This window comes from Pseudomonas sp. microsymbiont 2 (assembly GCF_054788395.1).
This window is the reverse complement of sequence record NZ_CM139112.1, coordinates 1,333,234-1,353,001: the sequence shown is the minus strand read 5'-3', so window position 1 is coordinate 1,353,001 and position 19,768 is coordinate 1,333,234. Positions and strand designations below refer to the sequence as shown.

The 19,768-nt window shown below is 64.0% G+C and carries 24 protein-coding genes; 16 read left to right on the top strand and 8 right to left on the bottom strand.

The window, feature by feature from the left end; translation table 11 throughout:
- Positions 1–737: 737 nt before the first annotated feature.
- From ACYUME_RS06165 to ACYUME_RS06150, 4 genes are all read right to left on the bottom strand, one after another.
- Positions 738–1,487, bottom strand: a complete 750-nt coding sequence (locus tag ACYUME_RS06165; RefSeq protein WP_460418329.1) for a collagen-like protein — start codon at positions 1,485–1,487, stop codon at positions 738–740.
- Positions 1,480–1,755, bottom strand: coding sequence for a DUF1145 domain-containing protein (locus ACYUME_RS06160; protein WP_460418328.1), 276 nt, complete (start codon positions 1,753–1,755; stop codon positions 1,480–1,482). The genes ACYUME_RS06165 and ACYUME_RS06160 overlap by 8 nt, the downstream gene beginning before the upstream one ends.
- Before the next feature lie 98 nt (positions 1,756–1,853).
- Entirely contained in the window at positions 1,854–2,573 is a 720-nt protein-coding gene (locus tag ACYUME_RS06155) for an OmpA family protein (RefSeq protein ID WP_460418327.1), read from the bottom strand.
- 89 nt (positions 2,574–2,662) lie between these two features.
- Complete coding sequence (locus ACYUME_RS06150) at positions 2,663–3,355, bottom strand: OmpA family protein (RefSeq protein WP_279883021.1); 693 nt, start codon at positions 3,353–3,355, stop codon at positions 2,663–2,665.
- 159 nt (positions 3,356–3,514) lie between these two features.
- On the opposite strand from ACYUME_RS06150, the gene ACYUME_RS06145 reads away from it, so the two are divergent.
- The 7 genes from ACYUME_RS06145 to ACYUME_RS06115 all read left to right on the top strand — a co-directional run bounded on the left by ACYUME_RS06145 (position 3,515) and on the right by ACYUME_RS06115 (position 9,534).
- The gene (locus tag ACYUME_RS06145) at positions 3,515–4,009 is read left to right on the top strand and encodes a DUF6231 family protein (protein WP_460418326.1); all 495 of its coding nucleotides are present in this window, start codon (positions 3,515–3,517) and stop codon (positions 4,007–4,009) included.
- A 4-nt stretch (positions 4,010–4,013) separates the two neighbouring features.
- Positions 4,014–4,490 (top strand): YchJ family protein, encoded by a 477-nt coding sequence (locus ACYUME_RS06140; RefSeq protein WP_460418325.1) that lies wholly within the window; start codon positions 4,014–4,016, stop codon positions 4,488–4,490.
- Between the two features lie 2 nt (positions 4,491–4,492).
- On the top strand, positions 4,493–4,969 hold the full coding sequence (locus ACYUME_RS06135) for an LEA/WHy family protein (protein WP_279883027.1): 477 nt from the start codon (positions 4,493–4,495) through the stop codon (positions 4,967–4,969).
- A 7-nt stretch (positions 4,970–4,976) separates the two neighbouring features.
- A complete protein-coding gene (locus ACYUME_RS06130) occupies positions 4,977–5,174 on the top strand; it encodes an SEC-C metal-binding domain-containing protein (RefSeq protein ID WP_029613223.1) in 198 nt (65 codons plus the stop codon).
- A gap of 209 nt (positions 5,175–5,383) precedes the next feature.
- Positions 5,384–7,819: a penicillin acylase family protein gene (locus ACYUME_RS06125; RefSeq protein ID WP_460418324.1), complete on the top strand. Its 2,436-nt coding sequence runs from the start codon at positions 5,384–5,386 to the stop codon at positions 7,817–7,819.
- 109 nt (positions 7,820–7,928) lie between these two features.
- Positions 7,929–8,270 carry a hypothetical protein gene (locus ACYUME_RS06120; RefSeq protein ID WP_460418323.1) on the top strand — a complete coding sequence of 114 codons (342 nt, stop codon included), beginning with the start codon at positions 7,929–7,931 and terminating at the stop codon, positions 8,268–8,270.
- A 148-nt stretch (positions 8,271–8,418) separates the two neighbouring features.
- Entirely contained in the window at positions 8,419–9,534 is a 1,116-nt protein-coding gene (locus ACYUME_RS06115) for a succinylglutamate desuccinylase/aspartoacylase family protein (RefSeq protein WP_460418322.1), read from the top strand.
- A gap of 10 nt (positions 9,535–9,544) precedes the next feature.
- Here ACYUME_RS06115 and ACYUME_RS06110 read toward each other — a convergent pair whose 3' ends face one another.
- Together ACYUME_RS06110 and dcd are read right to left on the bottom strand one after the other, a co-directional pair.
- Positions 9,545–9,787 carry a hypothetical protein gene (locus tag ACYUME_RS06110; protein ID WP_460418321.1) on the bottom strand — a complete coding sequence of 81 codons (243 nt, stop codon included), beginning with the start codon at positions 9,785–9,787 and terminating at the stop codon, positions 9,545–9,547.
- Between the two features lie 98 nt (positions 9,788–9,885).
- Positions 9,886–10,452, bottom strand: coding sequence for a dCTP deaminase (gene dcd / locus ACYUME_RS06105; RefSeq protein WP_003258001.1), 567 nt, complete (start codon positions 10,450–10,452; stop codon positions 9,886–9,888).
- Between the two features lie 327 nt (positions 10,453–10,779).
- Between dcd and ACYUME_RS06100 the strand changes: the two genes are divergently transcribed.
- On the top strand, positions 10,780–10,989 hold the full coding sequence (locus ACYUME_RS06100) for a cold-shock protein (RefSeq protein WP_003254922.1): 210 nt from the start codon (positions 10,780–10,782) through the stop codon (positions 10,987–10,989).
- A gap of 190 nt (positions 10,990–11,179) precedes the next feature.
- On the opposite strand, the gene apbC is transcribed toward ACYUME_RS06100, so the two are convergent.
- On the bottom strand, positions 11,180–12,274 hold the full coding sequence (gene apbC / locus ACYUME_RS06095) for an iron-sulfur cluster carrier protein ApbC (RefSeq protein WP_279883039.1): 1,095 nt from the start codon (positions 12,272–12,274) through the stop codon (positions 11,180–11,182).
- A 157-nt stretch (positions 12,275–12,431) separates the two neighbouring features.
- Between apbC and metG the strand changes: the two genes are divergently transcribed.
- From metG to ACYUME_RS06060, 7 genes are all read left to right on the top strand, one after another.
- On the top strand, positions 12,432–14,471 hold the full coding sequence (metG, locus tag ACYUME_RS06090; RefSeq protein ID WP_460418320.1) for a methionine--tRNA ligase: 2,040 nt from the start codon (positions 12,432–12,434) through the stop codon (positions 14,469–14,471).
- 90 nt (positions 14,472–14,561) lie between these two features.
- Positions 14,562–15,092, top strand: coding sequence for an Rnf-Nqr domain containing protein (locus tag ACYUME_RS06085; RefSeq protein WP_460418319.1), 531 nt, complete (start codon positions 14,562–14,564; stop codon positions 15,090–15,092).
- Positions 15,093–15,129: 37 nt separating this feature from the next.
- Positions 15,130–16,101: an RnfABCDGE type electron transport complex subunit D gene (locus tag ACYUME_RS06080; protein WP_279883045.1), complete on the top strand. Its 972-nt coding sequence runs from the start codon at positions 15,130–15,132 to the stop codon at positions 16,099–16,101.
- On the top strand, positions 16,098–16,709 hold the full coding sequence (locus tag ACYUME_RS06075; protein ID WP_460418318.1) for an RnfABCDGE type electron transport complex subunit G: 612 nt from the start codon (positions 16,098–16,100) through the stop codon (positions 16,707–16,709). The genes ACYUME_RS06080 and ACYUME_RS06075 overlap by 4 nt, the downstream gene beginning before the upstream one ends.
- A complete protein-coding gene (locus tag ACYUME_RS06070) occupies positions 16,706–17,230 on the top strand; it encodes an Rnf-Nqr domain containing protein (RefSeq protein ID WP_460418317.1) in 525 nt (174 codons plus the stop codon). Before ACYUME_RS06075 ends, ACYUME_RS06070 begins: the two co-directional genes overlap by 4 nt.
- A 4-nt stretch (positions 17,231–17,234) precedes the next feature.
- Positions 17,235–17,873: an endonuclease III gene (gene nth / locus ACYUME_RS06065; protein ID WP_279883051.1), complete on the top strand. Its 639-nt coding sequence runs from the start codon at positions 17,235–17,237 to the stop codon at positions 17,871–17,873.
- 104 nt (positions 17,874–17,977) lie between these two features.
- Positions 17,978–18,154, top strand: coding sequence for a PA3496 family putative envelope integrity protein (locus ACYUME_RS06060; protein ID WP_279883053.1), 177 nt, complete (start codon positions 17,978–17,980; stop codon positions 18,152–18,154).
- A 40-nt stretch (positions 18,155–18,194) separates the two neighbouring features.
- On the opposite strand, the gene ACYUME_RS06055 is transcribed toward ACYUME_RS06060, so the two are convergent.
- Positions 18,195–18,821, bottom strand: coding sequence for a response regulator transcription factor (locus tag ACYUME_RS06055; protein WP_279808088.1), 627 nt, complete (start codon positions 18,819–18,821; stop codon positions 18,195–18,197).
- A 377-nt stretch (positions 18,822–19,198) separates the two neighbouring features.
- On the opposite strand from ACYUME_RS06055, the gene ACYUME_RS06050 reads away from it, so the two are divergent.
- Positions 19,199–19,723: a hypothetical protein gene (locus ACYUME_RS06050; RefSeq protein ID WP_460418316.1), complete on the top strand. Its 525-nt coding sequence runs from the start codon at positions 19,199–19,201 to the stop codon at positions 19,721–19,723.
- Positions 19,724–19,768: the final 45 nt, after the last annotated feature.

Genomic DNA, 19,768 nt, shown 5'->3' with positions numbered 1-19,768 from the left:
GCTCCATTCATCCGGCCCCTACGCTTCGCTCCGGGGTTCCCTCGCTCCGTTCTTGCTCCCGGGAGGACCGCGCTGAACGCCCCATCCTGGGGCGCAGCGCTTGACGGGCATCCATGCCCGTCACCTCCCTTCGCAAGAACTCCGCTCGGCCTCCTGAAGTCGCAATTGGCGGCGCCTGAACTACCGCGCGCTTAGAAGCAAGAGCAAGAGCAAGAGCAGAAACTTTAAATTAGCTCTTGGCAGTTATTTATATATTGGTTGTTCTGGCCCTTTCGCGGGCAAGCCCGCTCCCACAGGAGAGTGGTGTAAGTTGAAAATGTGCATAACCCTGTGGGAGCGGGTTTACCCGCGAATACGGATCTGAGATCACACAGTTGCAACTAGCGTCAGCTGCGCCAGCCCAGTCGCCGCCTGTAACTTCGCGACTTCAGGAGGCCGAACGCAGGACTTGCGGAGGGAGGTGACGGGCATGGATGCCCGTCAAGCGCTGCGGCCCAGGATGGGCCGTTCAGCGCGGTCCTCCCGGGAGCAAGGCCGGAGTGAGGGAACCCGGAGCGAAGCGCAGGGCCGGATGAATGGAGCGCAGCGTTTTTTGGTTACTTTTTGTCGCGTTTGACAAAAAGTGACCCGCCGTAAGGGCGGAAAGGTGATTATGCGTCGCCATCGTAAATGAATGCGCATACAACCATAAAAACCAACTAAACAACTAAACAACCAACAACCAAACCCCACCCAGTTCAAAGCCGCTGCAGAATCAACTCCCCAGCCAACCCAGGCTGCCCGGCCTGCCCAGGCCGCCCATTCCCACCCGCATCGGTCCGATACACCAGACACCCCTTGCTAGCCCCACCAACCCCAGCCTTCCCGGCAGCCCCCGCCTTCCCCGGCGCACCGCCATCGAGCCGCACCACAATCCGCTCCTGCGCGAACCCTTCAGGCACCGCCAGGCGAACCCGCCCTCCAGACGCGCCATCATGCCCGTTACCGCCATCATCGCCATTGGCCCCCCGGCTGGCCTGCCCCCAGGTGCAGCCACCCGGCTTGCCATTGGCGCCATCGAGCCCCGCATACCCAGGCGCCCCAGCCCCGCCTCGGGCATCGATCGCCAGCCGATCGGCGTCCAGCGCCTGCAAGCGCAGATCCAGGTTACGCCCCGGCCGGGCCGCGTGCTCATAGGTGCCAGACGCCCCCGGCGCGCTGAATTCGCTCCCCTCGCCCAGACGCGCGGTCAATACCTCGATGCTCAAGTCACGCTCGGCCGGTGCAATGGCAATGCGCGCATCGCGCCCCAGCTCGAGTCGATCGATCTTCAGCTCGGTGAGCGTGGCCGGCAACAACAAGGTCGCCGAATCGGCCACCCGCAGTTGCTCCAGATGCACGCTAGCCGCCTTGTTGGGCAGGCGCAGCATCGAATGGGCGGCGACTTCCAGGCTCTCGGCCTGGGCCATGGGCGCGACCAGCACCGCCAGCAACAGTAATTTATGCATGGCGCGGCGCCTCCTGCGGCTTGGGAATGGACATGACATGGAAAATGCCGGTCAACAGGATCTGCAACCGGTCGAACCAGCGGTGACTGCGCTCGCGCAGGCAGCCATTGAAGAACAGCACCTCCAGCGCGTGAAGCGCCAGCAGGACAATCCCCGCAGCATTGATCAGCAGATTGAGCGGCAATGGCTGCGGCATGAACAGGTTGAACAACACCACGCCCCAGAACGCCACCGTCAGCACCTTGCCCAGGCCCAGGATAAACGCCATGCCCCGCCCTCATGATTTGTTGTTATGTCGACACGGCCCGATCGAGCGGGCCGCGTCGGCAACAGTAACCCTAGTGCCGGGGCATGCGCCAGGGGGGCTCAGTTCAGGTGCAGTTCCACCCGTCGGTTGCGCGCACGGCCCTCGTCGGAGTCATTTTCGGCTACCGGTTCACTCTCGCCACGGCCTTGGCTGGTCACCTTGCTCGGTGCCAGCCCCTGGCTGATCAGGTACTCGGCAACACCGCTGGCACGGCGCTCGGACAAGCGCTGGTTGTAGTTGTCCGAACCCACGCTGTCGGTGAAGCCGATGACCTTGACACTGGCCACGCTAGGGTCGTTGAGCTTGGGCAGCAGGCCTTGCAGACGCTGCTGCGCGCCAGAGGTGAGCTCGGCGGAGTCGAAGGCGAACAGCACCTGACCCTGGTCATCGAGGGTGATCACCTCGGGGGTCGCCGCCGGCTCCGGCTGCGGCGCGGACGGCGGATACTGCGGCAGCGGGCACCCCATATGATCGACCTGGGTGCCGGCCGGGGTATCCGGGCAACGGTCGCGGCGGTCGAAGACGCCATCGCCATCCTCGTCGCCGTCCTGGGCATAGCAGATCAGGCCACCGGTGATGGCTCCCAGAACGCCCGCACCGGCCGCCCAGCTGGAACTTTCGATGGCGCCCAGGCCACCACCGACCAGCCCGCCGAGCAGGCTGCAGATGGGCCAGGTCCGTTGATTGAGGGGCGCGCTGCCATCGCTGTGGGTGGCGCAGCCTGCCAGCAGGCTCGTGGCCACCACCAGCGGCAGTGCCGCCTTCGACAAAACACTCATGGTGCATGCTCCTGTGTCACCGGCCGCTACCGGTCACTCAGGAGTAAAGACGCGCCCGCGCCACTTCTCAAGGCGCGGGCGTACAACGGTCAGCGTTGGATCTTGATCTCGGTACGGCGGTTCATGGCACGACCATCGGCAGTGGCGTTGTCGGCGACCGGTTGCGTTTCGCCCGCCCCTACGACCGACACGAAGCTGGCGCGCGGCACGCCGCTCTCGACCAGGTAGTTGGTCACCGACTGGGCCCGGCGCTCGGAGAGCTTCTGGTTGTAGCTGTCCGAGCCGACGCTGTCGGTGTGGCCGCTGACACTCAGGCGGGCGCTCGGCGCTTCCTGCTTGAGGCGCGTGGCAATGGTATTGAGGCGTTCCTTGTCCGCCGCGGTCAGGCGCGCCGAATCGAACTCGAAGTGCACGTCACGGATGACGATGACTTCTTCCTTCTGCACCACGACCTCCTCGACCACCGCCACCGGCTCCGGCGGGCAGCCATTGGCGTCGACCTGGACACCGCGCGGTGTGCCAGGGCATTTGTCGCGGCTGTCCGGCACGCCATCGCCGTCTTCGTCGCCATCGCCATGGGCCCAGCAGTAGCCGGCCGCCAGGCCGCCACCGAGCAAGGCGCCCCAGCCAGCCCAGCTGGAACTCTCGATGGCACCAAGGGCCGCGCCGCCCACGCCCCCGACGGCAGCACATTTCGGCCAGTCGGTTTTCTGCAAACCTGCACAACCAGTCAACACACTGGTGAGCAGAACCAGGGGTAACGCTGTGCGTACTATGCTCATCTTGTTGCTTCTCCTAGGGGAATCGGTGCAAAACCGATGCTCTGGGAGTAAAGACCGGCGATTACCGCTCTGCCAGCAATAAGCCACGACGTGGCGACGCGCCTCTTTGCCCGATCGCCTGGGACCGCTAGTCTTGAGCGACCTGTACGAGGAATGGCAATGACCGACGCTTTTTCACAACGCACGCCACAGCAGGCGCTGGCCGCGCTACTCGAGCGCTTCACTCCACGCCACCTGCTGTTGGTGGGCAGCCGCTTCCCGGCCCTGGAGGCCTTCGCCGCCGCCCATCCCGAGGCCAGGATCGAAGTAGCGATCCCCGGCCCGCTAGCGCCCGAACAGGCCGCCCGGCGCTTCGACCTGGCGGTGCTGGTCGATTGCCTGGAGCACCTGCCCAAGCGCACCGGCCTGGAGCTGCTGGGCGGCATCCGCAACCTCAACGCCAGCCGCGTCGCGGTGCTGGCGGACCTGAGCGCCTGCGGCTGGCAAGACACCGACTTCTACTCTCTGGCGCTCTCGGCCAGCGAGAAATTCCAGCGCGGTGATCAGGTACTGAGCCTGTTCACCTATGATCTGCATGACTACAAGCAGGTCCCGGACTGGCTCAATGCCAGGTTCTGGGCCAACCCTGAAAATTTCGGCAAGTACTGGTGGTGATTCAATGAGTGTCTCGGTCTGCCCATGCGGCAGCGGCAACCTGCTCGACGCCTGCTGCGGGCACTATCACAGCGGTACTGCGGCGCCAGACGCCCAGACCCTCATGCGCTCGCGCTACAGCGCCTACGTGCTGGGCCTGGTGGATTATCTGGTGGCCACCACCCTGCCCGCCCAGCAGGCCGACCTGGATCGCGCCGGCATCGCGGCCTGGAGCGCGCAGAGCACCTGGCTGGGGCTCGAGGTGGAAAGCGCCGAGGTATTGGGCGGGCAGCCCGAACACGCCTTCGTCACCTTCACCGCACGCTGGCACGACCTGGAAGGCGATCATCAGCACCGTGAACGCTCGGCGTTCGTCCAGCACGCCGGACGCTGGTACTTCATCGATCCGACCGTGCCGCTCAAGAGCGGGCGCAACGATCCCTGCCCCTGCGCCAGCGGGCAGAAATTCAAGAAATGCTGCGCCAGTTACCTGGGTAGCTGAGCATGTCGCCCCTGGCCCGCCTGCTCTCGCTCAGCCTGCTGCTGGGCTGGCTGACGGGTTGCGTGAGCTGGGGAAGCGACAGCTGGCAGGAGCCCCAGGTACACCTGGTGAAAGTGGAGCCTGTGAAGCTGCGCCTGCACCAGCAGGAATTCGTCCTTCACCTGCGCGTCGACAACCCCAACGACAGCCGCCTGTTCATCCGCAACCTCGTCTATTCGATAACGCTGGGCGACCTGCTGCTGGCCCGGGACGAAGTCAGCCTGTGGCGCAGTGTCGGCGGCCATGCCCGGCGCACCTTCAAGATCACCGCGCGGACCAACCTCTGGCAACACCTCAAGCCGCTCGCGAAACTGCTCAAGAGCGGGCAGCCGCTTGACTATCAGCTACGCGGCGAGCTGGCCACGGGGCTGATCGTCTACCGGGACCTGCACTTGTCGCGCAGGGGTGAGATAATCCCCGGCGATCTTCAACCGGAGTAACCCCGCAATGACCCAGCAACCCCATGTCCATGGCCCCGACTGCGACCACGGTCACGACCACCACCACGACCACGGCCATGTGCACGGCCCGCACTGCAACCACGGCCACCAGGAGCCGGTGCGCAACGCCCTGAAGGACGTCGGGCGCAACGACCCTTGCCCGTGCGGCAGCGAGAAGAAATTCAAGAAGTGCCACGGCGCTTGAAGCGCAGCAGATAAGCTGCAAGCTGCAAGCTGCAAGCTGCAAGCAAGAACAGATCGGCGCAACGTGCGCTTCTCTCTCGAGGCTTGAAGCTTGCGGCTTGCAGCTGCCGACCATTCGTAAATAAAGCCTCCCGGCACCTTGCACGGCGACCGCGCGCTCACTACCTTAGCGCCTTTCAGAACCCCGCCACGCCCTGCAGGAGCCTAGCCATGGCCGCCCCCGTCCTTCCGCCCTTCCCTCTCCGCCTCGGCAAAGCTGCCGCGTTGCTTGGCCTGCTCGCGCTGGGCGGCTGCCAGATGGGTGGCTACCAGGACAGCGTCCTGCCGAACACCGGCGTGCAACCGCTCAAAGGCCTGGCGCAGAACGTCTCGGTCCGACGCAACGCCATGGGCGCGCCGCTGATAGAAAGCGGCAACTTCCACGACGCGCTGTTCAGCCTCGGCTACCTGCACGCCGCGGACCGCATCGAACAGATGGTCGCCATGCGCCTGCTGGCCCAGGGACGCCTGGCCGAACTGGCCGGGGCCGATGCCCTGGAGATGGATCGCCTGATGCGCGCCGCCAACCTCAAGCAGAGCGCCGGCCAGCTCTACGCCGACGCCTCGCCGCGCCTGAAGCGCTTCTTCGAGGTCTATGCTCGCGGGGTCAACGCCTACCTGTTCCGCTATCGCGACAAGCTGCCGGCGGAACTTGCCCGCAGCGGCTACCGCCCGGAGTACTGGAAGCCCGAGGATTCGGCGCTGATTTTCAGCCTCTATGCCTTCAGCCAGTCGGTGAACCTGCAGGAGGAACTTTCGGCGCTGACCCTGGCGCAGAAAGTCGGCATCGACAAGCTGGCCTGGCTGTTGCCCGGAGCGCCCGACGAGCCATTGGCCGAGACCGAGGCGGACAAGCTCAAGGGCCTGAACCTGGCCAGCCAGTTACCGGGCCTGACCGCGCTGGCCGCCGCCGGCCAGCAGTTGGCCGACCTCGGCGTGCTCGGCAGCCCGGGGTCCGCCAACCTGGCCCTGGCGCCCCAGCGCAGCCGCAGCGGCAAGAGCCTGCTGGCCAGCGACAGCCGCGCCACTTGGGCACTGAGCCCAGTGCAGATCCATACCGGCAAGTACCAGGTCGCAGGCCTGTCCCTGCCGGGCCTGCCGATCGTGCTGGCCGGTTACAACGGCAAGCTGGCCTGGAGCGCCAGCGCGGTGATGGCCGACAACCAGGACCTGTTCCTCGAGCAGGTCCGTCGCCAGGGCAGCCAGCTGACCTACCTCGTCGACGGCAAATGGCAGCAGGCCCGCGCGCGCAACGAGACGTTCTTCGTCCGCGGCCAGCGTCCCCAGCGCGAAGTGATGTACGACACCCGTCACGGCAGCCTGTTGCCCGGCCACGGCAGCCTTGCGCTGGCCTTGCAACTGCCGCAGTCCAAGGGCGATCGCAGCCTCGACGCGCTGTTCGACCTGACCCGTGCCAGCAATATCGAACGGGCCTTCGACAGCACCCGGGAAGTCGGCGCGGCGGCCCTCAACTTCGTGTTCGCCGAGCCTGGGCACATCGGCTGGCAGGTCAGCGGCCGCTATCCCAACCGCCGCGAAGGCCAGGGCCTGCTGCCCTCGCCGGGCTGGGACGGGCGCTACGACTGGGATGGCTACGCCGATGCCATGCTGCACCCCTACGATCAGGACCCGCCAGCCGGTTTCATCGGCCACGCCAACCAGCGCAGCCTGCCCAAAGGCTACGGCATGCAGCTGTCGAGCAGCTGGTACTATCCCGAGCGCGCCGAGCGCCTGGCCCAGCTGGCCGGGAACGGCCGTCACGACAGCCGCAGCCTGATGGCCATGCAGAACGATCAGGTCACCCTGCTGGCGACCAAGCTCAAGCAGATGCTCGAGGCCCCCGGCATGGCCCAGCCGCTCAAGCAGGCCATCGACACCTTGCCCGCCGCCCAGCGCGACAAGGCCCGCGATGCGCTGGCCCGACTCAAGGCCTTCGACGGCCGGCTGAGCCCGGTGTCAGCCGATGCCGCACTGTATGAACTGTTCCTGCAAGAGGTTACCCGGCAGACCTTCCTCGACGAGCTTGGCCCGGAATCCAGCCCGGCGTGGCAGGCGTTCACCGGTAACGCCCAGCGCTCCTACTCTGCCCAGGCCGATCATCTGCTGGGGCGCGACGACAGCCCATTCTGGGATGATCGCACCACCGCGCAGAAAGAAGACAAGCCAGCCATCCTTGCCCGCAGCCTCGCCGCCGTGGTCGACACCGGCACCGCCAGGCTCGGCGCCGATCGTCGTGCCTGGCAATGGGGCAAGCTGCACCAGTACCGTTGGCCGGCGCCGGCCTATCACGGCCTGGGCGACCGCCTCGAGCGTTCGCCCCTGGCGGCAGGCGGTGACTTCAGCACCGTGGCGCTGACCCCGTACGCTTGGGGTAGCGGCTTCGAGACCCAACTGCCGGCCTCGGCACGGATGATCGTCGATTTTGGCCAGGCCGAACCGCTGCAGGTACTGACCAGCAGCGGTCAATCCGGCAACCCGGCCAGCCGCCACCACGCCGACGGGCTGGACGCCTGGTTCAAGGGGCGCTTCACGAGCCTGCCACTGCAACCGCAGAATTTCGCCCGCGCCTATGGCAACCAGCGCTTGACGCTTACACCCGGCCGCTGAGGTGAATACTTCCTGCTGATCAACGGAGCACGGAGCGGCCTAGCATCCTTACCCGCCGCACAGGTCTAGCGAGCTGCGCGGCGTTCTCTGATCGACAAGGATGCGTAATATGAGCAACGAAACCCTGAAAATGGAAATTTCCTGGCCCGAGTCTCTGACCGTGCCCGCCGGCACCACCATCAACGCCCAACTGTGGGTCGGCAACGAAACCGCCCCGTATCGCATGATTTCCGCTGGCGATTGTTCGGCACCGGCCAACGGCTCGCCAACGCTGCTGGAAATCGCCTACGCCCCACAGGAGCTGACGCCAGCCGATGCAGACACCACCTGGGGTCACTTCCACGCCTCGCCCTACCTGATGCACGAAGGCCGGCGATTGAATGTCGAAAGACTGGAAAAAATCGGTATCGAACAAAGCAAGGCGGGTGTCTGGAAGGTGAGCCTGTCCTGAGAGAGCGGTCCCTGGGGCTGTCGCACAGCCCCTTCGCGGCACCCGCAATCCTGCGCCTGCCACGTGGACGACAGGTGCGCCCGTTACGAAGTTGTGCTTCTATTCTTGATCCCGGCCCCTGTCGCAGACCGCCTCCATCAGGATCACCATGCACCACTCGACCCATGAACTGCTGTCCCCCGTCCCAGGCATCAGCCGCCAGCTACACAGCTTCCACTTCGGCCCTCGTGGCGGCGGCAAAGTGTATATCCAGGCCTCGCTGCATGCCGACGAGCTCCCGGGCATGCTGGTGGCCTGGCACCTCAAGCAGCGCCTCGTGGAGCTGGAACAGCAGGGTCGCCTGCGTCGGGAAATCATCCTGGTTCCGGTGGCCAACCCGGTCGGCCTGGAACAGGTGCTGCTGGACGCCCCGCTGGGGCGCTTCGAATTGCAAAGCGGCGAGAACTTCAATCGCCGCTTCGTCGACCTGTCGGACAGCATCGGTGATCAGATCGAAGGGCACCTGACCCAGGACCCGGCGCACAACGTGGCGCTGATCCGCGAGTACCTGCGTCGTGGCCTGGATGCCCATCCGGCGCACACGCCCCTGCAGTCCCAGCGCCTGACCCTGCAGCGCCTGGCCTGCGACGCCGACATGGTGCTCGACTTGCATTGCGACTTCGAAGCCGTCGAACACCTCTACACCACCCCGGAAGCCTGGCCCCAGGTCGAGCCTCTGGCACGCTACCTGGGCGTCCAGGCCAGCCTGCTGGCCACCGATTCGGGCGGGCAGTCGTTCGATGAGTGCTTCAGCCTGGTCTGGTGGCAGTTGCAGCAACGCTTCGGCAAGCGTTACCCGATCCCGCTGGGCAGTTTCTCGGTGACCGTCGAGCTGCGTGGTCAGGCCGATGTCAGTCATGCCCTGGCGAAACACGACTGCCAGGCGATCCTCGACTTCCTCGGCCACGCTGGCGTCATCGAAGGCCAGCCGTCGGCGCTACCGCCACTGCGCTATCCCGCCACGCCGCTCGCCGCCGTGGAGCCTGTCACGACACCTCTGGGCGGGGTGCTGGTGTTCCACGCAAAACCCGGGCAGTACCTGGAAGCCGGGCAATTGATCGCCGAGGTGATCGATCCGATCAGCGATCGCGTCACAACGCTGCGCAATACCCAGGCCGGATTGCTCTATGCCCGCAGTATCCGGCGCATGGCCACGGCAGGCATGGTGGTCGCCCATGTCGCTGGCGAGCAGGTCTGCCGCAGCGGCTACCTGCTAGGCAACTGAATCAGGGCGCTCAGGCGACCGGAGCGGGTGGCGGCTCGTCGGGCAAGGTCGGTTCGCCCGGCTCCATGGGCGGGTGTTCGCCCGGCTCGGGAGGCTGCGGGGTGTCGGGGTCAGGTTGATGCGGCACGCCGCCCGCGCGCATCGGCAGCGGCGTGTGGATCGGCGGGTGCGCCAGCAGCGACCAGACCGGCAAGCCGATCTGGTTCGGCTGCAGGACGGCCAGCTTGGCGCTGATTGCGGGGTCGAGTTTCATGGGCGGCTCCTGAACGAGAGCCGGCATGCGTCATGCACGCCGGGACTGTTAACTCGTTGGAGTGCCGAGCGCGGAAACAATTCCCGCGTTTTGTCGGCTCAGGTACGTGGCAGCGTGACGCCGCGCTGGCCCTGGTACTTGCCGCCACGGTCCTTGTAGGACACTTCGCATTCCTCGTCGGACTGCAGGAACAGCATCTGCGCCACGCCTTCATTGGCATAGATCTTCGCCGGCAGCGTGGTGGTGTTGGAGAATTCCAGGGTCACGTGGCCTTCCCACTCGGGCTCGAGCGGGGTGACGTTGACGATGATGCCGCAACGGGCATAGGTGCTCTTGCCCAGGCAGATGGTCAGCACGTCGCGTGGAATGCGGAAGTATTCGACGGTGCGGGCCAGGGCGAAGGAGTTCGGCGGAATGATGCAGACGTCGCTCTTGATGTCGACGAAGCTGCCGGCGTCGAAGTTCTTCGGGTCGACGGTGGCCGAATTGATGTTGGTGAACACCTTGAATTCGTCGGCGCAACGCACGTCGTAGCCGTAGCTGGACACGCCGAAGGAGATGACCCGGCTGTCCTGCTCGCCACGCACCTGGCGCTCGACGAACGGTTCGATCATGCCGTGTTCCTGCGCCATGCGGCGAATCCACTTGTCCGATTTGATGCTCATGGCGGGGTGTCCTGAAGAGTGCAAGGTGAAAAACGAGATGCGCATCTTACCGGTCCCGGCGTCCGGGTTAAAGTTTCGTTGTCCATCCCACGCCAGACGGGGGCTGCGCTGGCCGCCGATCCGAAATTCATCAAAGCGCTTCTTGGCCATTGGCAGGCCGTGGAAAGTGGGTTAAGGTGGCGCCACTGTGCTGCACGTGACACCGAGAATCTCTAGTTTGATGCACGATACTCATCGGCCCATCGCTGAATTTTCTGCTCTCTTTGCGCTCAGTCCCGGCCAGGGTTTTTCCTGACCGTAATCAACTTTGTCCAAGGAGACAGAAACATGTCCAACCGTCAATCCGGTGTTGTCAAGTGGTTCAACGATGAGAAGGGCTACGGCTTCATCACCCCTCAGTCGGGCGACGACCTGTTCGTGCACTTCAAAGCCATCCAAGCTGACGGCTTCAAGACCCTGAAAGAAGGCCAGGCTGTTACTTTCGTCGCTACCCGCGGCCAGAAAGGCATGCAGGCTGAAGAAGTTCAGATCGCCTAAGTCGATCTCGCTTCCTCGCTTTCAAAAAAAACCCGCCATTGGCGGGTTTTTTTGTGCCTGAAACATCGATGGTTTTGCCGGCGCGCCTGTTCGTGGGAGCGGGCTTGCCCCGCGATGGCGCCAACCCAGGTAATCATCATCGCGGGGCAAGCCCGCTCCCACGCCTCTCAGGGCCCACTTCTGGCGAGGCTCAATCCTCGCTGATGGTAATGCTCGGCATCGCCGGCGCCGCCGCTTCCTGCAGCACGATGCGCGCGCCCACCTGCCGCGCCAGCTCCTGGTAGACCATGGCAATCTGGCTTTCCGGCTCGGCGATGGCGGTTGGCTTGCCGCTGTCGGCCTGCTCGCGGATCAGCATCGACAACGGCAGCGAGGCCAGCAACTCGACCCCGTACTGCGCCGCCAGCTTCTCGCCTCCACCTTCGCCGAACAGGTGCTCGGCGTGGCCGCAATTGGAGCAGATGTGCACCGCCATGTTCTCCACCACGCCCAGCACCGGGATATTGACCTTGCGGAACATTTCCACGCCCTTCTTGGCGTCCAGCAACGCCAGGTCCTGAGGCGTGGTGACGATCACCGAGCCCGCCACCGGCACTTTCTGCGCCAGGGTCAGCTGGATGTCACCGGTACCCGGGGGCATGTCGATCACCAGGTAGTCGAGATCATCCCAGGCGGTCTGGGTCACCAGTTGCAGCAATGCGCCCGAGACCATCGGCCCGCGCCAGACCATCGGCGTGTTGTCATCGGTGAGGAAGGCCATGGACATGACTTCGACGCCATGCGCCTTGATCGGCACGAACCACTTCTGCTCGCGCACCTGCGGGCGGGTGCCCTCGGCGATGCCGAACATCACGCCCTGGCTGGGGCCGTAGATGTCGGCATCGAGGATGCCGACCCGCGCACCTTCACGAGCCAGGGCCAGGGCCAGGTTGGCGGCGGTGGTCGACTTGCCCACACCGCCCTTGCCCGAGGCCACGGCAATGACGTTCTTCACGTTGGCCATGGCCGGCACCTGGGCCTGGGCCTTGTGGGTGGCGATCACGCAGTCGATGCTGACGCTGGCCGCAGCGACCCCATCGAGGTGTTCGATGGCGGTCTGCAGCACCTGCGCCCAGCCCCCCTTGAACAGGCCTGCGGCATAACCCAGCTGCAACTGCACGCTGACCTGGCCGCCCTGGATATCGATGGCGCGCACACAACCGGCGCTGACCGGGTCCAGGTTCAGGTAGGGGTCGGTGTACTGGCGAAGCACGCCTTCGACGGCGGCGCGGGTAACGGCACTCATGGAGGCTCCCATTGGCAGACTGAATACGGAACAGGCGCCTATGCTAACCCGTCAATCGTCAGTCGATGCGTCGCTGGGGTGAAATATATTTCCCAGCCCTTTATAGTGGCCGATCACCCTCATTTTTACCCGTAGCCAGATAAGTAGCCGAGCCACCATGTCCGAGCCACGCCAGATTCTCGTCACCAGCGCCCTGCCCTATGCCAATGGATCGATCCACCTTGGCCATATGCTGGAGTACATCCAGACGGACATGTGGGTGCGCTTCCAGAAGATGCGTGGCCACCAGTGCATCTACGTCTGCGCCGACGACGCCCACGGCTCGGCCATCATGCTGCGCGCCGAGAAGGAAGGCATCACCCCGGAACAGCTGATCGCCAACGTCCAGGCCGAACACAGCGGCGACTTCGCCGACTTCCTGGTCGACTTCGACAATTTCCACTCCACGCATAGCGAGGAGAACCGCGAGCTGTCGGGAATGATCTACACCCGCCTGCGCGACGCCGGGCACATCGCCACCCGCTCCGTGACCCAGTACTTCGATCCCGAAAAGGGCATGTTCCTGGCCGACCGCTTCATCAAGGGGACCTGCCCCAAGTGCGCGGCCGAGGACCAGTATGGCGACAACTGCGAAAAATGCGGCGCCACCTATGCCCCCACCGAACTGAAGAACCCCAAGTCGGCGATCTCCGGCGCCACCCCGGTGCTGCGCGACTCTCAGCACTTCTTCTTCAAGCTGCCGGACTTCCAGGCCATGCTGCAGCAGTGGACCCGCAGCGGCACCCTGCAGGACGCTGTGGCCAACAAGCTCGCCGAATGGCTGGACTCGGGTCTGCAGGAGTGGGACATCTCCCGCGACGCACCGTACTTCGGCTTCGAGATCCCGGGCGAGCCGGGCAAGTACTTCTATGTCTGGCTCGACGCGCCGATCGGCTACATGGCCAGCTTCAAGAACCTCTGCGCGCGCCGCCCGGAGCTCGACTTCGACGCGTTCTGGAATGCAGACTCCAAGGCCGAGCTGTACCACTTCATCGGCAAGGACATCGTCAATTTCCACGCCCTGTTCTGGCCAGCCATGCTCGAAGGCGCGGGTTTGCGCAAGCCAACCGCGGTCAACGTGCATGGCTACCTGACCGTCAATGGCGCGAAGATGTCCAAGTCGCGTGGCACCTTCATCAAGGCGCGCACCTATCTGGATCACCTGCAGCCGGAATACCTGCGCTACTACTACGCGGCCAAGCTGGGCCGTGGCGTCGACGACCTCGACCTGAACCTCGAGGACTTCGTGCAGAAGGTCAACTCCGACCTGGTCGGCAAGGTGGTCAACATCGCCAGCCGCTGCGCCGGCTTCATTCACAAGGGCAACGACGGCGTCATGGTCCCGGGTGATGCCGCACCAGAGCTGACCGAAGCCTTCCTCAGCGCCGCGCCTTCGATCGCCGAGGCCTATGAAGGTCGCGACTTTGGCCGTGCCATGCGCGAGATCATGGCCCTGGCCGATCGCGCCAACGCCTGGATCGCCGACAAGGCTCCATGGTCGCTGGCCAAGCAGGAAGGCAAGCAGGACGAGGTACAGGCCATCTGCGCCCAAGGCATCAACCTGTTCCGCCAGCTGGTGGTTTTCCTCAAGCCTGTGCTGCCGGTCCTGGCGGCCGATGCCGAGGCATTCCTCAACATCGCCCCGCTGACCTGGAACGATCACCTGTCGCGCCTGGAAAACCACAAGCTCAACCCGTTCAAGGCGTTGATGAGCCGTATCGAGCCGAGCAAGGTCGAGGCCATGGTCGCCGCGAGCAAGGAAGACCTGCTCGCCGCCGAGGCCAAGGCCCCGGCCGGCAACGGCGAACTGGCCAAGGATCCGCTGTCGGCCGAAATCGAGTTCGACACCTTCGCCGCCGTTGACCTGCGCGTGGCGCTGATCGTCAAGGCCGAGGCCGTCGAAGGCGCCGACAAGCTGCTGCGCCTGACCCTGGACATCGGCGATGAGCGCCGCAACGTGTTCTCGGGCATCAAGTCGGCCTACCCTGAACCGTCCCAACTGGAGGGACGCCTGACCATGATGGTGGCCAACCTCAAGCCCCGCAAGATGCGCTTCGGCATCTCCGAAGGCATGGTCATGGCCGCCGGCCCTGGTGGCGAGGAGATCTACCTGCTCAGCCCGGACAGCGGCGCCAAGCCCGGTCAACGCATCAAGTAATGCCCACCTGCCCCGGCCAACTGGCCGGGGCATTTGCATCCAGCGCCCGCTGCCCGATAATCAAGGCATCCTCCTGTTCTCGGCTATCTCATGAGCGACTACGTCCTGGTCCTGGTCGGCGCGGCGCTGGTCAACCACCTGGTTCTGCGACCTGAACGCAAGCGCCTACAGGCGCTAGGCCTGTGCAGCGCCCTGCTGATCCTGGTCGCCTTGCCAGCCGGCGTGTTGCTCCAACTCGCGACACCACGGCTCCAGGACCTGCGCCTGTTCCTGCTGCTGCCCTTGATCGTCGTATTGGCCTGGGCAGTGCCACAGATACTGCGCAAGGCCCACCCCAAGTGGCCTGTCGATGGCCTGACCGGCATCCTGGCGGGCAATGCCGTGGTGCTAGGCTTGTCATTGCAGTTCGCGACCGACACCGATGATCTGCGGCAAGCCTTGATCCAGGGCCTGATGGGCGGACTGGGTTTCTGGCTTGCGTTGACACTGTTCGCCGATTTGCGAGCACGTAGCCAGCACCCCGATATCCCGTCGGCACTGCGCGGGCTGCCTATCGAACTGATCGGCGCCGGCCTGATGGCCATGGCGCTGTCCGGGTTCAACGGACTGTTCGCACAATGAAAACCGCCCGGTACGCCTCTTGAAGAGCCACATCCCCATGCCCGCGACCGACCCTCGCCTGCGCAGCGCCATGAACCTGGTCATGCTGGCCTGCCTCCCAGGTTTGCTGGCATTGGTCTGGTTGCAGGGCTGGGGAACACTGATCAATCTGCTGCTGTGCGCCGGCGCGGCCCTCACCACCGAAGCGCTGCTGCTGGCCTGGCGCCGACAGCCCGCAATGGAGGCCCTTGGCGACGGCAGCGCACTGGTGACCGCTGTGCTGCTCGGCGCGGCGCTTCCCAGCCAGGCGCCTTGGTGGCTGCCGGCCATCGCGGCAAGCGTCGCCATCGGCCTGGGCAAGCAAGCCTTCGGCGGCGTGGGGCGCAATCCGTTCAACCCGGCCATGGTCGGCTATGCCTTCGTCCTGCTGAGCTTTCCCCAACAGATGAATCATTGGCCCGGCGACACCCCGGGCCTGCTGGACAGCCTGCAGCGGAGTTTCGTCGACAGCACGCAGGTCGACGCCTGGGCGACACCGACAGCGCTCGACACCCTGCGCCACAACCGTAGCCTGACCATCGACGAATTGTTCGCCAGCCATTGGGCCTTCGGCCATGTGGGCGGACGTGACAGTGAGTGGGTGAATCTCGCCTTCCTGCTCGGCGGGTTGTTCCTGTTGCAGCGCAAGGTCTTCAGCTGGCATGCGCCGGTCGGCCTGCTCGGTGCCCTGTGCCTGATCAGCCTGCTGGGCTGGAACGGCTCCGGTTCGGACTCCAACGGCTCACCGCTGCTGCACCTGTTCTCGGGTTCGACCATGCTGGCGGCCTTCTTCATCGCCACCGAGCCGGTCTCCGGCTGTCGGCGCCCGCTGGCGCGACTGCTGTTCGGGATCGGCACCGGCGTGCTGATCTATGTCATCCGCACCTGGGGCAGCTATGCCGATGGCACGGCGTTCGCCATCCTGTCGATGAACCTCGCCGCGCCAGCCCTGGATCGCTGGGTCGAACATCGACAGCAGGCCATGCCATGAACACTCGCTGGCGCAACGCCTTGCTGCTGTCGCTGGTGGTCGGCCTGGCGATCGCCGCGACCCTGGCCTGGCAACGCTGGACCGCCCCCTCGATCGCCGAGGGCACACGCCAGCTGCAACAGCAGCAATGGCTCGCGGCGCTCCCTCAAGGCAGCTATGACAACCAGCCGCTGGACACGCCCCTCCCCCTGGTCGACGCCAGACTGCGGCACAGCCACCTGCTCGCCGGCTACCGCGCCAGCCTGGCTGGCTTGCCCGTCGCCGTGCTGTTGCACAGCAGTGTCCAGGGCTATGCGGCCCCCATCAGGCTAATCATTGCCATCGATATCCAGGGCCGCCTGCTGGGCGTACGGGTGCTCGAGCAGCAGGAAAGCCCCGGCCTGGGCAACCGACTGGTCGACCCGGCCCTGCACTGGCTCGATCAGTTCACCGGCAAGGCGCTGGGCGATACAGCCGAGCCACGCTGGGCGATCAAGCGTGATCATGGCGCCTTCGACCAGTTGGCCGGCGCGACCGTGACCTCTCGGGCCGTGATCGATGCCGTTCAGGATGCCCTGCGCTACTTTGACGAACATCGCGCGTCTCTGCTTGGCGAGACGAGACCATGAACAGATTCTGGCTGCTCTGCGCCGCCCTGGCCCCCGTGCTCGGCGCCACCGCCACGTTCACCCAGGCCCTCTCGATCGCCCTCGGCGCAGTGGCACTCACGAGCGTTCATCAGCTGCTGATGACTCCGCTGCGTCATCGCCTCGAAGCCCCGGCGCGCCACTGCGCGAGCCTGACACTGGCTTGCGCGCTCACGATTTGCCTGCAACTGGGCTTGCAGGCCTGGGCCTTGCCACTGGCACAGGCGCTGGGTCACTTTCCGGCGTTGCTGGCCCTGACCTGCCTGGCCACCGAGCAGTTGCTGCCGAACGAGCAGCGCTGGCGCACGCTGCTCACGGGGCTGAGCGCCCTGCTGACGGCCAGCCTGGCCATGGGCCTGTGCCGCCAACTGCTGGCAGAGTACCTGGGCCTGCACATCGTCCGCCTCGCTCCTGGTGCGCTGATACTGCTCGGCCTGCTGCTGGGCTTGTACAATTACCTGCGTCCCCAGCCCAATCCACCACGCCGTCAAGGAAGCCTTTGACCCCATGAATGCTGCCAAACGCCTGGAGATCTTTCGCAGGCTGCACGAAGACAATCCTGATCCGAAGACCGAGCTGGCCTACACCACCCCATTCGAACTGCTGATCGCGGTCATCCTCTCGGCCCAGGCGACCGACGTCGGGGTCAACAAGGCCACTGCCCGACTGTTTCCGGTGGCCAATACGCCAGAAGCCATTCACGCCTTGGGCGTGGACGGCTTGAGCGAATACATCAAGACCATCGGCCTCTACAACAGCAAGGCCAAGAACGTCATTGAAACCTGTCGCCTGCTGGTCGAGCAGCACGGCAGCGAGGTACCGCAAACCCGCGAAGCGCTGGAAGCATTGCCCGGCGTTGGCCGCAAGACCGCCAATGTCGTGCTCAACACAGCCTTCCGACAACTGGCCATGGCCGTCGATACGCATATCTTCAGGGTAAGCAATCGCACCGGGATCGCGCCTGGCAAGACCGTGCTGGAAGTCGAAAAGAAACTGTTGAAGTTCGTGCCCAGGGACTATCTGCTCGATGCCCACCATTGGCTGATCCTGCATGGCCGTTACGTGTGCCAGGCCCGCAAACCACGCTGTGGCAGTTGCCGCATCGAAGACTTGTGCGAGTACAGGCACAAGACGTCGGACGATTGAGGCAATAGTTGAAACCGACGTATCGCGATTGAAAAAATCTTTTTTACCCGCTCAGGGAATCCCGCTATAAGGACGGCCAATGGCCCTTTGGCTTGGAGTGACGCATGAGCACCGATAAAGAAGACCTGGCTATCGACGAAGACTTCCCGGCGACGGACGATGACGGTGAGGCGCAGCCTGAACCGGCCAAGACCAACCTCAGCAAACGCCGTACCATCGACAACATGCTCGAAGAGCGGCGCCTGAAGAAACAGCTGGCCGACTTCGACTACGACCTGTAGCGAACGTAGAAAAGCCTCCCGAGCGGAGGCTTTTTTACCTTCAGGCCAACCCGTGTCGTTGCGCAAGCTCGATAAGGTCGACCAGCGAACGTGCGTTGAGCTTGAGCAACAGGCGGGTCTTGTAGGTACTTACAGTCTTGTTGCTGAGGAACATGCTATCAGCAATTTCCTTGTTGCTCTTGCCACGCGCGAGTTGCTGCAACACCATCATTTCCCGCCCGGAGAGCCGTTCGACCATCTCGATTTCCGTACCGCCTCCCACACCTGAGCGCCCCTTGTGCAGCGCCTGGTTTGGGAAATAGCTGTACCCGGAAAGCACTGCCTTGATGGCACTCAACAGCTCGGTCAACTCCTGCTGTTTGCACACATATCCGGCAGCACCGGCCTGCATGCAGCGCATGGAAAAATGCCCAGGCGCCTGGGACGTCAGCACCAGCACCTTGCTTGCGGGGCTTATCAGCGTCATTCGCGCAATGACTTCAAGCCCGTCCAGCTTGGGAATCCCGATATCCAGAATGACGATGTCCGGCAGATGCTCCCGCGTAAGTTGCAAGGCGTCCACACCGTTGTCGCTCTCCGCCACTACCTCGTAGCCATGCCGTTCCATCAGCATGCGTACGGCCAGGCGAATGACCGGGTGATCATCCACGATCAGCACTTTATTCATGCGATTTCCATTGATACGTTATTTTTAATCCAATAGCCCACCATAACCGAACATAACGATTATTAATGCAACGGTTTCCCTGGCTGAACCACCGAAAGAAATGGACTACGAACTTTAAGGACTATTCCTACACAAGCCTGTTGCCCAAAAAACAATAAGCTCATGCTCTTTCACAACGACCGGAAAATTAACAGGCCACCTCATGGGATCCAAGTACTGGTGACTTACTCTTCGTGCAGGAAAATTCAACTCCGAGCACAAGATATCGAGTACTGCCGAACCAAGGAGGATCAAGTTTCCAACCTTGGAAAAACCGCACCGTTATCCCAGCCACGCAAACAGGTTACTGATGAGCAAAGCATGCCCGGGCACTCACCATGAGCCAAGAATCCATCAGTCCACTCACCCTCATCGCTGTATTCGCCGGCGTAATCGAAGCTTCGGCACTGGCGTCGCTGCCATTCCTGAGCGATGACAGCCAGATCATCTATACGTGGTTTCTGGTGGTATTCCCGTTCTTCCTGACCGTGCTGTTCTTCCTGACACTCAATTTCAATGCAGGCTCGCTGTTCGCCCCCGACAAGCACGAGCCCGCCCAGGCCTGTCCAGGCCCTGCTGCGCCGCATGCGAACCCGGCCTCGACAACAGAAGAACACCACCCCCCTCGAGCCTCGGCAGCCGAGATACCCACCGAGCAGGATGGCAGCATCATCATCGCCATCTCAGGCCCGGACAGCCGCAGGATGATCGAGAACCACATACTGCGAATGATCGAGACCCCCCAAGCCACGGCCCGACACTGGACCCTGTACAACCTCGACACGCGTGCGTGCATCCATCTTTCGGCAGGCCCCATGGGCGAGGATTCCGAGGTGCCATTCGCCACCGATCAGGCACGCTAAATCACAGGCAAAAAAAAACCCGGCCGCAGCCGGGTTCTTTCTGTG

What these genes read in the sequence shown, in the direction of transcription:
- ACYUME_RS06165 (WP_460418329.1), bottom strand. Translation starts at nt 1,487, where the DNA reads ATGCATAAATTACTGTTGCTGGCGGTGCTGGTCGCGCCCATGGCCCAG.
- ACYUME_RS06160 (WP_460418328.1), bottom strand. Translation starts at nt 1,755, where the DNA reads ATGGCGTTTATCCTGGGCCTGGGCAAGGTGCTGACGGTGGCGTTCTGG.
- ACYUME_RS06155 (WP_460418327.1), bottom strand. Translation starts at nt 2,573, where the DNA reads ATGAGTGTTTTGTCGAAGGCGGCACTGCCGCTGGTGGTGGCCACGAGC.
- ACYUME_RS06150 (WP_279883021.1), bottom strand. Translation starts at nt 3,355, where the DNA reads ATGAGCATAGTACGCACAGCGTTACCCCTGGTTCTGCTCACCAGTGTG.
- ACYUME_RS06145 (WP_460418326.1), top strand. Translation starts at nt 3,515, where the DNA reads ATGACCGACGCTTTTTCACAACGCACGCCACAGCAGGCGCTGGCCGCG.
- ACYUME_RS06140 (WP_460418325.1), top strand. Translation starts at nt 4,014, where the DNA reads ATGAGTGTCTCGGTCTGCCCATGCGGCAGCGGCAACCTGCTCGACGCC.
- ACYUME_RS06135 (WP_279883027.1), top strand. Translation starts at nt 4,493, where the DNA reads ATGTCGCCCCTGGCCCGCCTGCTCTCGCTCAGCCTGCTGCTGGGCTGG.
- ACYUME_RS06130 (WP_029613223.1), top strand. Translation starts at nt 4,977, where the DNA reads ATGACCCAGCAACCCCATGTCCATGGCCCCGACTGCGACCACGGTCAC.
- ACYUME_RS06125 (WP_460418324.1), top strand. Translation starts at nt 5,384, where the DNA reads ATGGCCGCCCCCGTCCTTCCGCCCTTCCCTCTCCGCCTCGGCAAAGCT.
- ACYUME_RS06120 (WP_460418323.1), top strand. Translation starts at nt 7,929, where the DNA reads ATGAGCAACGAAACCCTGAAAATGGAAATTTCCTGGCCCGAGTCTCTG.
- ACYUME_RS06115 (WP_460418322.1), top strand. Translation starts at nt 8,419, where the DNA reads ATGCACCACTCGACCCATGAACTGCTGTCCCCCGTCCCAGGCATCAGC.
- ACYUME_RS06110 (WP_460418321.1), bottom strand. Translation starts at nt 9,787, where the DNA reads ATGAAACTCGACCCCGCAATCAGCGCCAAGCTGGCCGTCCTGCAGCCG.
- dcd (WP_003258001.1), bottom strand. Translation starts at nt 10,452, where the DNA reads ATGAGCATCAAATCGGACAAGTGGATTCGCCGCATGGCGCAGGAACAC.
- ACYUME_RS06100 (WP_003254922.1), top strand. Translation starts at nt 10,780, where the DNA reads ATGTCCAACCGTCAATCCGGTGTTGTCAAGTGGTTCAACGATGAGAAG.
- apbC (WP_279883039.1), bottom strand. Translation starts at nt 12,274, where the DNA reads ATGAGTGCCGTTACCCGCGCCGCCGTCGAAGGCGTGCTTCGCCAGTAC.
- metG (WP_460418320.1), top strand. Translation starts at nt 12,432, where the DNA reads ATGTCCGAGCCACGCCAGATTCTCGTCACCAGCGCCCTGCCCTATGCC.
- ACYUME_RS06085 (WP_460418319.1), top strand. Translation starts at nt 14,562, where the DNA reads ATGAGCGACTACGTCCTGGTCCTGGTCGGCGCGGCGCTGGTCAACCAC.
- ACYUME_RS06080 (WP_279883045.1), top strand. Translation starts at nt 15,130, where the DNA reads ATGCCCGCGACCGACCCTCGCCTGCGCAGCGCCATGAACCTGGTCATG.
- ACYUME_RS06075 (WP_460418318.1), top strand. Translation starts at nt 16,098, where the DNA reads ATGAACACTCGCTGGCGCAACGCCTTGCTGCTGTCGCTGGTGGTCGGC.
- ACYUME_RS06070 (WP_460418317.1), top strand. Translation starts at nt 16,706, where the DNA reads ATGAACAGATTCTGGCTGCTCTGCGCCGCCCTGGCCCCCGTGCTCGGC.
- nth (WP_279883051.1), top strand. Translation starts at nt 17,235, where the DNA reads ATGAATGCTGCCAAACGCCTGGAGATCTTTCGCAGGCTGCACGAAGAC.
- ACYUME_RS06060 (WP_279883053.1), top strand. Translation starts at nt 17,978, where the DNA reads ATGAGCACCGATAAAGAAGACCTGGCTATCGACGAAGACTTCCCGGCG.
- ACYUME_RS06055 (WP_279808088.1), bottom strand. Translation starts at nt 18,821, where the DNA reads ATGAATAAAGTGCTGATCGTGGATGATCACCCGGTCATTCGCCTGGCC.
- ACYUME_RS06050 (WP_460418316.1), top strand. Translation starts at nt 19,199, where the DNA reads ATGAGCCAAGAATCCATCAGTCCACTCACCCTCATCGCTGTATTCGCC.